This window comes from Desulfobulbus sp. (genome assembly GCF_031547805.1).
Taxonomy (GTDB): domain Bacteria; phylum Desulfobacterota; class Desulfobulbia; order Desulfobulbales; family Desulfobulbaceae; genus Desulfobulbus.
Map to the genome: position 1 here is coordinate 176,276 of NZ_JAVBRQ010000007.1, position 11,313 is coordinate 187,588.

Here is an 11,313-nt window from a genome sequence, read left to right on the forward strand (position 1 = left end):
GTCAATTCTCCTGATAGGCCCGCTCGATGAGGGGTTTTGCTTTGGCAAAGTCATCCTTGTTGCGGATGTAAATTTCAAGGTCGCCGGTACCCCAGTGGCCTGTTTTGCTCACATCACGGGAAAAATCTTTCTCAAGCTGTACGGTGGCGGGGTCAAGCTTGACCCATAGCTTAAGGCCGCTTTTCATGGGCAACAGACACACAAAATTCTTCAAACGGGAAAATGCAAGATAAAGTCGTAATTCCTTGGCATTAATGTCATCACCAAGGGACATGATGAAAGAATACAGCTCATCGTAGAGGAGTCGTAGCTCCGAGGGCATGGCGGCAAAATGCTCGGCAAAAGTATTCGTGTCGTTTTGAGCCTTTTTGCCGGAGTTTTCCTCCTGACCCACCTCATCATCGAAAGGAACAGGAGCGACTGTGGATTGACGAGAGCCGCCCCGTTCTTGCACAGGGTTCAGCCATTCCAGCAGAAGCAAATCGTCGGAGAAATACTTGTAGCGGATCAGCTCGATATTGCGGCCAATCTGGGCCACGGCGTGCTCGTCGTACTTGGTGAAATCACCGGCAACGCAAAGCACGCGGGTGCCGCCCCACTCAAGGGCATCAGCCTCTTCCTTGCCGAAGCGTTCCATAACCAGCAGTTTGAATTCCGCCTGATGGTCGAGCAGCCAATCCAGGTAGTACAGGCCCTGATTGATGACGTTTTCATTGGTCTGGCGCTTGTATTCGATGATGACCGGGCAGCAATTTTCGTCCAGCCCGAGGGAGTCGATACGCCCGCGATGGTTCTTGCCGGTGCTGTATTCATGCGCGACAAACCGGATGCCCAGAAAGCATTCCATGTGCTTTTCCATCAGGTCGTGCAGTTCGCGCTCCACCAGAGCGGAACGCCCGCCCAGCTCTTCGGCCTTGTCTTTGGCGAAGCGGAACAATTTTATGTCGCTCATACGGCCTCCTGCAAGGGGATATCGCGTACGTCTATCTTGCCGGTGACGGCGGCGGAAATGATGGCGCTGCGGCGCTCTTTCAGAAGCGCGATAGCTTTTTCGGCCTCGGTGATAAGGGCGTCGATTTTGGCGGTTTCGGCGTCGAGATAGGCGACGATAGCTTGCTGTTCGGGCAAAGGGGGAATAAGAACAAACCAATCTTTAATATGTCCTTGCGATATCTTAGCCATTGTCATGCTAGACCCTCTTGCGTCTGCTTTAATCTGAGAGCGGCAGAAGTTGCTCCGCAAAAGGTAAGAAATAGAATGTGCATCTACTCCAGAATTGAGATGAACACGATATATCAAATCAGACATCATAAGGTTGTATTGCAAGTCATTTGAAACGACACAGCAATCACCAACTAGATCAGGAGTATTTGCTCTTGTCAAAAGCAAATCTCCAGAAAATATCTTATATACCTCGACAGGTAAGACATCGTCCAACAAGGCCTTATTCTCGTTTTGAACAAAGCGCCCAAACTTCACGGCACTAATTTTCAATACTCCCCAGTCGCCATTTTGACAGGGCTCAGAAGAGGCATTGGGGCTCCACCCTTGCTCAATACGAGCAATGATTCTGCGAAAATTGAATACAGCCCATCCTTCCGGCACTTTCCCCAGCCACTCCACGCCGGAATCCTTCATCGGCGCATCAGGGTTAAGTCCTTTGGTGACGGCATGGGAAATGACGGCCTGCCGCTTTTCTTGCAACAGCGTGACGAGCTTTTCCTGCTCCGTGACAAGGGCGTCGATTTGGGCGGTTTCGCGGTCGAGGAACTCAATTATACTTACAATTTCATCCTCTGTAGGAAGCGCAATATTTGTATGCAAGACATCATATGACGACAAATGTTTAACGGTAGTAGAGAAAGTTACATCATTTATTAACTTCAAAGGTATGGGAAGGAGAAAATAAAAGAATCTCGTTAATTCTTTTGTCTTTCCAATTACTGCACACATTCGTTGGTTTAATTTAGCAATCCCTCTGGTCCAATAATTAACATTAAAGTCACCATCCATCCCAATCAGTATATCATCGTTAGATATATAGGAACTTTCTGGACAACTTTCTTCTGTATATATTTTTTCATCATCACTCAGTAAATCACGAATGCGCAAAAGTCGATCTGAGGGGATGCCTTCATGGCTAAATTGTGCAGATTTAAATGGAAAACCGTTTCGCAAGAGCCCTATAGAATAAAGTGGCCTTACCTCCCACCCCTCCGGCACCTCACCCAGCCACTCCACGCCGCTATCTTTATATTTCGAATACGCCGGGTAGTTCATACGCCCAGCCCCTTGAGCATCTTCATGATATTGGCGGAAACCTGTGCCAAATCCGCGTCTATCTCTTCCAGCGCTCTGGGCGGCTCAAACACGTAGAAATGCCGGTTGAAGGGAATTTCATAGCCCACTTTGGTCTTTTCGTGGTCTACCCAGGCATCCGGTACATGGGGCAGCACTTCGCGCTTAAAGTACGCCTCCACATCCTCGCAAAGCGGCACATTCTCCGTATCGCGCAACCTGGTATCCGGCTGCGGCTTGCCTTTCTGCTTGCCCTTGGTGCCGAGCACCACCTCGCCGCTTTCGTCCTTCTGCGGGCGTTCCACTGTAATCGTGCGGTAGCCGAAGCTCTCGTTGGGCAGAATGCGACTGAGCGGCGCAATACGCACCCTGTGTCCCAAAATCCATTCCGAAGCCTGGGGCGGCTCATGCCCTTCACGCACGATAACGCGGGAAAGTTCTCTGCCGCCCTCGTCGAAAACCGTGGCCAGCCGGGCCTCTTCAAAGCGGCCAAAAAGCTGCGTTATCTGTTCGATGTGCTCATCAGACAGTTCCTTGCGCTTGCTGCCCAAGGATTTACGCATTTTTTGCCAGAAGCTTGATGCGTCGATGAGCTGCACCTTGCCCCGGCGCTTGGCCTGTTTTTTGTTGGAAAGCAGCCAGATGTAGGTGGCAATGCCGGTGTTGTAGAACATATCCGTGGGCAGGCCGATAATGCCTTCCACCAGGTCGTTTTCCAACAGATACTTACGGATTTCGCTTTCCCCGGAACCGGCTCCGCCCGTAAAAAGAGGCGAGCCGTTCAGGACGATGCCGATGCGCCCGCCGCCGTCTTCCTTCAGGCGCAGCTTGCTGACCAGATGCAGCAAAAAGAGCATGGAACCGTCCGACACGCGGGGCAGCCCCGGCCCGAAGCGCCCGGAAAAGCCCTTTTCCTCGTACTCCTTACGGACGGCCTTTTCCACCTTCTTCCATTCCACCCCGTAAGGCGGATTGGAGAGCATGTAGTCAAAGCGTTTGCCGGAATGGCCGTCGTCGGAAAGGGTGTTTCCGGCCACGATGTTGGCAACCTCCTGCCCTTTGATGAGCATGTCGGCCTTGCAGATGGCATACGATTCGTCGTTCAGCTCCTGGCCGTACATGGTCAGGCGGGCGTTGGGGTTGTGCTCCAAAAGGTGATCTTCCGCCAAAGACAACATGCCGCCGGTTCCGGCTGCCGGGTCGTAAATGGTGCGCACAACGGCCTTGCCGCTGGTGAGCACTTCGTCATCCTCGATAAAGAGCAGATTGACCATGAGGCGGATGGCGTCGCGGGGGGTGAAGTGCTCCCCTGCGGTTTCGTTGGAAAGCTCGGAAAATTTGCGGATAAGCTCTTCAAAGGCCAGGCCCATCTGCTGGTTGCTGACCCGCTTGGGGTGCAAGTCCACATTGGCGAATTTTTCCGTCACCAGGTACAGCAGATTGCTGTTTTGCAGCCTGTCCACCTGAGTGAAGAAATTGAAGCGCTCGAAAATGTCTTTGGCATTGGCGGAAAAACCCTGGATGTAGTCGTAGAGGTTTTCCCGGATGTGGTCTTGGTCGCCAAGCAGCTTTTTAAAGTCCAACTCGGAGGTGTTGTAAAAGCTCTGCTTTGAAGCCCGCAGCAGGAAAGGTTCGGCATTGATGTCGCCGCCTTTCTTGGCGGCAAATTCTTTCAGCACGGCTTCTTTTGTGTCCGCGAGCACGCAATCCAGACGGCGCAGCACCGTAAACGGCAGAATGACTCGGCCATACTCCGATTGTTTGTAATCTCCCCTGAGCAGGTCGGCCACAGACCAGATAAACGACGACAGCGCCTGATGATTCATTATATTCTCTAGTTGTTTTAGGCGGTTGGATAAAGTGAGCCGGCAACGGATGCGAACGATTGGTCTTCCTGGCCGCGCCTGCGGACAGCGGCTTGGCGGGTCCGGTTTCGTTGTCCGGAAAATCCGGGGAAGCCGCAAGCAAAACGGCAGTCTGAAACGATGCGTACAGTTGCCGTAAACCAGGTCCAATGCCAAGGAAAAAGTGGCCGCCGCCGGGGCGGAGATTGGCCAAAGGGAGAAAGCGCGTCCACCGGGTGGGGCCAAAGCCGTTGTGGGTGGCAGCCCGTGGCAAACGACAAGGAGCGACAGAAACGCCAAGATCGTTTGCGACTCATTGCGCCGGTTCCGGGGAGTCGGTCGGCGCGGTTGCCGGTCGGTCGGTCGGCGTTTCGTCCGCGGGCAGTTCCTCGCGCACGATCCTGACCGTGAAGGGTGTCGGGGCGTCGAGATGGACATCGCGCTGCGGAAAGGCCATGCACAGGCCGGCCTGGCGGAATTTGTCGTCGATGGCCAGGTGCAGGGCGCTCTTGATCCGCACCCGGTTGTCCACCGAACCGATGAAGCAGCGCAGGTTCAGCAGCAGGGCGTTGTCGCCGAAGCTGTCGAAGGTCACCATCGCCCTCGGTTCGTCCAGGACCTGCGGATGCTGTTCGGCCGCCTCCTGCATGAGTTGCATGGCCCGGCGCACGTCGTTGCCGTAGGCCAGGCCCACCGGAATCATGATCCGGGTGACGGGATCGGACAGCGACCAGTTGAGCAGATGGCCGGAAATGAATTCCTTGTTGGGCACCAGCAGCTCTTTCCGGTCGAAATCCCGGATGGTGGTGGCCCGGATGCGGATGCGGGTGACCACCCCGTCGGTGCCGCCGACCGTGACCACGTCGCCGACCCGAATGGGCCGCTCGAACAGGAGGATCAGGCCGCTGATGAAGTTGGCGACGATCTCCTGAAGGCCGAAACCGATACCCACGCCCAGGGCGGCCACCAGCCATTGGATCTGCTCCCATCTGAATCCCAGGGTGTCGGCCACCAGCAGCGAACCGATGCCGGCGATGGCGTACCGGGACAAGGTGGTGGCGGTGTAGCGGCTGCCGGGATTGAGCTCGAGCTGCTGGAGCAGAACGATATTCAGCAGGGCGGGTAGGTGCCGGGAGGCGGTCAGGGTGAGAAAGCCGATGAAAAGGGACAGGCCGGCATCCGCCAGGGTGACGTCCACCAGGGTTTTCTGGCCGTCGACGGTGGCCGAGTATTTCCAGAGCACGAGGTTGTCGAAGATGCGCAAGGCCGGCAGCACGTCCGCCCAGACCAGCCACAGGCCGAGGCCGCCGCCCAGGATCGCCATCACATTGAGCAGTTTCCGGCTGTTGGCGCTCAATTCGACCAGATCGACCTCATGCTCGACCGTTTGCCCGGCCTGTTGCCCGGCGGCGGCCGGCTGTCCCGCCCCCTGGCCGGAGGCCGGGGCTTGCCGGAGCGTCAGGTTGCTGCGCAGGGCCAGTTTGCGGCTCGACTGCATCAGCCATTGCTCGATCAGCTGGTGGGTGACGACGGTGCCGACGAGTACCCAGAAGCTGTTGAACAAGCAGCTCATCAGGGAGCCGACGGCCACCACGAAACCGGCGATGACCACCGCGCCGAACACCACGGGCAGCAGCATGGTCACCAGAAAGAAGAGCAGGTAGAAGCGCGAGGCCAGGCGGTGGGCGTGGCTGGTCAGCGCGTTTTGCCACACCCCTGTCCTGGGGTGGAAGATCCGGAACAGCGCGAACGCCAGGCCGCAGATGGCCACGATGAAGAGCACCCGGCCCAGGATGAAGCTGTTGCCGCTGTGATAGTTGGCCGCAAAGGCCATCTGAGTCAGCAAGACCGCGGGCAGGAAACCGTGGAGCAGAATCACGGTGCCCCGCAGCAAGACCTCGACCACGGCTTGGGGCCAGCGGAAGAAACGGATCGCCAAACCATGGGGCAACAGGAGCAGGCGAAACCAGGCCAGCAGGAACAGGCGGTGGGAGGTGTCGATCAGTCCGGCCGCCACGCCCCGGGAAAAATCGGTGGATGCCGGCAGGGTGTGCGCCCCCCAGCCCAGGGCCTGGAGCAAGAGCGGCAGGGGCAGGGCGAGCAGCACGGTCAGCAGGAGGGCCTGCAAGGGTAAAAAGAAGCTATAGGTGATCGGGTTGACTGCCTCGTCGATCAGGGCCTGGAGGCGGTGCCGCAGGCGCCTTCTGCCGGCGTGGATCGCGATGCCGAGCAGGAGCGCCGCCACCAGCAGCGGCGAGGAAGCGAGTTGGGCCGACAGCATCCTGCCGGTTGCCAGCCACTGGCCGGTTTCGCAAAAGGCAGCGGTCTCGGCCAGCAGATGCGAAAAATCGCTCAAACGCATCGGCGGAGTGCTGCGGACCCAAAGCAGGCGTTCGGCCAGGAATGCGCGGAACGAGCTCACCAGGCCGTCCAGCTGGCGGTAGAGGGCATCCGATTCGGCCCGCAGTCCCAAAACGGTTTGATTGAGCTCCATCAGTTGTTTCAGCAACTCGCCACGGCTGGCCAGCAGGTGCTTCAGCTCTTCCGCGCCCGTCTCCGACAGGGCCGCACTCGGCTGCGGGTCGGCGCCGTTTTGTTCCAGTTGCCTGCGTTCCTCTGCATACTGCACCTGGAACAGTCCCACCTCGGCAATGGCCGCCTCGTTGTCGGCCATTTTCTTGCGCAGGGCGTTCTGGTCCGGGAGCGAGCGCCGCTGTTCCTCCAGCACCAAGCCCACCGCCTGATTCCAGCCCGCCAGTTCGTATTTCAGCTTGGTGGCCTTGAAGCGCTCATCCATTGTCTTGAACTGTTTGCCGAGCGCTTCCTTTTCGGCGGTGACCTGCTCCAGGGAGGCGGTCAGGCGCTTGAGCGCCTCGCCCAAGGTGGCGTTGACCGCCGCCGCCTGCTTGAGGGCGGGGGCGCTGTCGGAGAGCTGTCGGACCGCCTCCTCGGCCTGGCCGGCGCTCTTGGCCGCCTCATCCTGCCGTTGCCGGTTTACCAGGCTTTCCAACTGTTGGGCCAGGGCATTCGCCTGTTCCCGCCGGGTTATCGCCTCTTCGAGTTGGGCGGTGGTGAGGTCCACCTGCACCGGCATGCTCACCGACTCCTGCTGCAGCATTTTCGTCTCGCTGTGCAGTAGGCTCAATTGGCTTTGCCGCAGCCAGACCATCGCTTCCGCCAGTTGGGGCGCGGCCTGGGCAGTGGGCTGCTTGGAAGCGGAGAGGAGCGTTTGCTCCGCCTTTTTCAATTCGGTCAGCCGCTGGCTGATCTGGATCGGACGATTGTTTTGTGCGGCGAGCTGCCGGGTCAGGGTACTCACTTGCGCATCCAGGGTCGCGGCCTGGGATTTGGCCTTGAGCAGGTCCTGCTCGGTTTCCTGCGCCGACTTGCCGGCCGCGGCGGCGTTTTCCTGGCCCGGCAACGGGGTAGCGTGCGCCAGTCGCTCCCGCTCGGCGCGAATCTTACGTGTCTCCGCCGGAACCGTCTCGATGTCGCGGACATACCGGTCGGCCTGGGCGTTGTTCGCCGTCGCTGTTTCCAGGTTGTCCAGGCTTTGCCGGTACAGTTCGAGCAGTTTGTTCCGAATGCTTTCCTCTAGTCCTTTCATTTGCCCGGACTCGCTGATCTTGGCTTTCAGGAATTCCGGGGTGAGTGCCGTGGCGGGCGACGACGGCTCGGCGGCCCCGGCCGACCTGGGAGCGAGGACGCCGGCGCCGAGGAAAAGCGGCAGGAGCAGGAGGATCGGGGCGATGTTGCGGAAGATGAGACGGAAGAAGACGGTGTGCATCGGCTGGCCTCGGAGGATCGAAAGGTGGGCGGCTGGACCGGTCGGGCCGCGATGTCAGTCAATCTACGCAGGCCTTGGCCGGGCCGCAACGGAAAAGACGCGCCGGACGCCGCCCGTGTCCGCCTGCAAGGGAGAAAAATAAAATTGGCGGCACGGGGTGGCACCGGCCGCGTCGTCCGGCTGGCGGTTAGGGCGCATCGGGAGCGCAACCTGCCGGAGGCATTGGCAAAAGAGAATGCGGCTTGCGGTTGCGTCCTTGACTTTCGCGGCGTTTTTCTTCACTATAGTTTCATGAAAAAGAGAACGAAAACAGTGGATAATACAATCCTGGTCGTCGACGACAACCCGCTGGTCACCACCCTGATCGCCGAGGTGTTGGGCCACGCCGGATATGCGGTGGTCGTGGCCGCCAGCGGCCAGGAGGCCCTGGCGCGGCTGGAAACGCTCGTTCCGGACCTGATCCTCCTGGATATCGAGATGCCGGGCCTGTCCGGCATCGAGACCTGCCGGATCATCAAGAAGGACGCCCGCACCGCCGACACCCCTGTTTTTTTCGTCACCGCCAGCAGCTACAAGGAGGACATCGTCGCCGGTTTTGCCGCGGGCGGACAGGATTACATCGTCAAACCATCGACCAGGGAGGAGTTGCTGGCCCGGGTCAGAACCCATCTGTCCCTGTGCAAGACCCAGCAGGAATTGAAAGCGAGCCGCGCCCGCTACCGCAAACTCTCGTTTCTCGACGATCTGACCGGCCTGTACAACACCCGCTACCTTTATAAGACCCTGCAGCGCTACCTGGACAAGTATCCGGACCGGGCGGTCACCGCCTCGTTTCTCGACATCGATGCGTTCAAACAGGTGGTCGACCGCCATGGCCATCTCAACGGCAGCCGGGCCATTGCCGAGTTGGCCGGCGTGATCAAGCCGTTGCTGCCGAGGGGATGCTACGGCGTCAGCTACGGCGGCGACGAGTTCGTCCTGATTCTGCCCGGCCGCGACGTTTCGACGGGCAGCCGGCTGGTCCGCAGGATCCGCGAGGCGATTGCCGCCTGCCGTTTCCTGACGGCCCACGGACTCGATCTCGGCTTGACCGTCAGCTGCGGGGTGGCCGCCTATCCGGAAAACGCCCGCACCATGGTCGACCTGCTGGGAACGGCCGACCATGCCCTGTTCGACGCCAAGCGGCTGGGGAAAAACCGGGTGGTCGCCTACGGCGAGCTGCAGGCGGACGGCGGCTTGGCCCTGCTTCCGCCCAACCACCATCGCGCCGTTGCCCCGGCGTCGGACGTCCCGCCCCCGGCCGGAGCGGGCGATCTGCCGGCGCCCTCGCCCACGGGCGAGGAACCGTCCCGGACCGGGACTCAACCCCGCCGGCTTCATCACGCCGTGAAATAGTCCGGCGCGTTTGCCGGCCGTGGCAACGAAATCGTCGCGCCCGCCGGAAGCGCCCGCCGGCAACACGGTCGAGGCGGTCAGAACCCCGGCGCTCTCCTCGTTGCCCGATTTTTCAGGGAATGCTGCGTTTTTTTCATGCCGGGGCTTTTTTTTGGCCCGATTCCGGCTATCATGGGTACACACGGACCCAGTACCGATCCTTTTTTCCCGACGGACCCAGACCATGCAAAAAGGTGTTTTTCTCGGCTTGTCGACCGCTGATATCGTCTACTATGTGCCTCACTATCTTCAGCGCAACCAGAAACTCAAGGCCGAACGGCAGTTGGCCTATGCCGGCGGCCCGGCGGCCAATTCCGCCGTCACCTTCGCCTCCTTCGGCAACGAGGCCACGCTGATCTCCGGCCTCGGCCAGCACCCCCTGGCCGACCTGGCCAAGGCCGATCTGGCCGACCACAAGGTGCGCCTGATCGACAGTACCGACCAGCCCCGCCGGCCGCCGATCCTGTCCGCCATCATCGTCGATTTGTCCAACGGCGAGCGCAGCGTGGTCTATTCCAACACCGATTTGCGCAAGCTCCGCCGCGACTGCGTCAACGAAACCACCCTGGAGTACGCCGACATCCTCATGCTCGACGGCTTCTACCTGCCGCAGGCGATGGAGTTGGCCGCCATGGCCAAGCCGAAGCGGATACCGGTGATCCTGGACGGAGGCAGTTGGAAGGAGGGGCTGGAAAACCTGCTGCCCCTGGTCGATTACGCCATCTGTTCCGCCGCCTTCTTTCCACCGGGCTGCACCACTCCCGACAGCGTCTTCGCCTACCTCCGCGGCCATGGCATCGAGCACATGGCCATCACCAGGGACGGCGATCCGGTCCTGGCCCAGACCGGCGGCCAACTGCGCGAGGTGCCGGTGATGCCGGTCAAGGTCATGGACACCTTGGGCGCCGGCGACATCTTTCATGGCGCGTTCTGCCATTACATCCTGGAAAACGATTTCATCCTCAGTCTCGAGCGGGCCGGGGAAGTGGCCAGCCTGTCCTGCGCCTCGCTGGGCACCCGCGCCTGGATCGAGCAGGAGAAATTCATCTGAGCGACGCGGGTTTCGCCATGGTGGACTGGGGATGTATGTATAAGTATGAAGATGAAGGCATTATGCCAATAAGAACTAGAGGAACCCTGCTGTCTATATCAAGAGCAAAAAAAGAAGATTTACATGATATTCTTGAATTGCAATATATGGCATACCAAAGCGAGGCAGCTCTTCTGGATAATTATGAAATACCACCACTAAAACAAACATTTGAAGATATTAAATCTGAATTTTCAAAATCTATATTTTTGAAAGTGACCGATGAAAACAATAAGATAGTTGGCTCCGTACGTGGACGCATAACAGAAGGTGCGTTATTTATTGGAAAATTAATCGTTGATCCTGACTTGCAAGGTGAAGGTATAGGGAAAAAATTACTTCAAGAAATTGAAAGAATTGGTGAATGTAACCGCTGTGAACTTTTCACTAGTTCAAAAAGCATTCGAAATATTGGATTATATGAAAATGTAGGCTATTTAATATTCAAGGAAGAGCAAGTTTCTGATGGCTTAAGTTTTATTTACCTCCAGAAAACCAAAAAAGATTAACAAGAGAATGGCAGCCTGTTGTGTTTTGCAGATTTTTGCCTCATCTGTGAGATTCACACTCTTCTGAGGTGTGCTCTCCGTTCCCTCCGGTTATTTCTGAAATAGCCAAAACTGGCGTTGCTTTTTGCATCCGATGGTATTCCTGAAAATCCCGCCCGCCTGTTGGTATTCGGGTTGGTAAACGCATCCCTTCCGAATAAATTATTCCCAACTCAAGTTTCGGGGTTGGCATGACCGAGGAAAAATCGACAGGCAACCTTTTGAAATAATGTCGTTTTAACGTGAAAAGCCTTTTGCTTTCCGATACATTGGATTTGCGAAAATACCTAATGATATCAAAAAGAAAAGGCT

General features: G+C 57.8%; 8 protein-coding genes. 3 read left to right on the forward strand and 5 right to left on the reverse strand.

Annotation, left to right across the window (positions count from 1 at the left end):
• Position 1: 1 nt before the first annotated feature.
• From RMR13_RS03165 to RMR13_RS03180, 4 genes are all read right to left on the reverse strand, one after another.
• Positions 2–952 (reverse strand): DUF5655 domain-containing protein, encoded by a 951-nt coding sequence (locus RMR13_RS03165; RefSeq protein WP_310599187.1) that lies wholly within the window; start codon positions 950–952, stop codon positions 2–4.
• Positions 949–2,280: a restriction endonuclease subunit S gene (locus RMR13_RS03170; protein ID WP_310599188.1), complete on the reverse strand. Its 1,332-nt coding sequence runs from the start codon at positions 2,278–2,280 to the stop codon at positions 949–951. The genes RMR13_RS03165 and RMR13_RS03170 overlap by 4 nt, the downstream gene beginning before the upstream one ends.
• Positions 2,277–4,124 carry a class I SAM-dependent DNA methyltransferase gene (locus RMR13_RS03175; protein WP_310599189.1) on the reverse strand — a complete coding sequence of 616 codons (1,848 nt, stop codon included), beginning with the start codon at positions 4,122–4,124 and terminating at the stop codon, positions 2,277–2,279. Before RMR13_RS03175 ends, RMR13_RS03170 begins: the two co-directional genes overlap by 4 nt.
• Before the next feature lie 331 nt (positions 4,125–4,455).
• Positions 4,456–7,929 (reverse strand): mechanosensitive ion channel domain-containing protein, encoded by a 3,474-nt coding sequence (locus RMR13_RS03180; RefSeq protein WP_310599190.1) that lies wholly within the window; start codon positions 7,927–7,929, stop codon positions 4,456–4,458.
• Between the two features lie 312 nt (positions 7,930–8,241).
• Between RMR13_RS03180 and RMR13_RS03185 the strand changes: the two genes are divergently transcribed.
• The 3 genes from RMR13_RS03185 (at position 8,242) to RMR13_RS03195 (ending at position 10,962) form a co-directional block, all read left to right on the forward strand.
• Complete coding sequence (locus tag RMR13_RS03185; RefSeq protein ID WP_310599191.1) at positions 8,242–9,324, forward strand: diguanylate cyclase; 1,083 nt, start codon at positions 8,242–8,244, stop codon at positions 9,322–9,324.
• Between the two features lie 223 nt (positions 9,325–9,547).
• The gene (locus tag RMR13_RS03190) at positions 9,548–10,414 is read left to right on the forward strand and encodes a PfkB family carbohydrate kinase (protein WP_310599192.1); all 867 of its coding nucleotides are present in this window, start codon (positions 9,548–9,550) and stop codon (positions 10,412–10,414) included.
• Positions 10,415–10,431: 17 nt separating this feature from the next.
• A complete protein-coding gene (locus RMR13_RS03195) occupies positions 10,432–10,962 on the forward strand; it encodes a GNAT family N-acetyltransferase (protein ID WP_310599193.1) in 531 nt (176 codons plus the stop codon).
• A 40-nt stretch (positions 10,963–11,002) separates the two neighbouring features.
• Here RMR13_RS03195 and RMR13_RS03200 read toward each other — a convergent pair.
• Positions 11,003–11,313: hypothetical protein (locus RMR13_RS03200; protein WP_310599194.1), on the reverse strand; the 311-nt coding region annotated here is incomplete at its 5' end.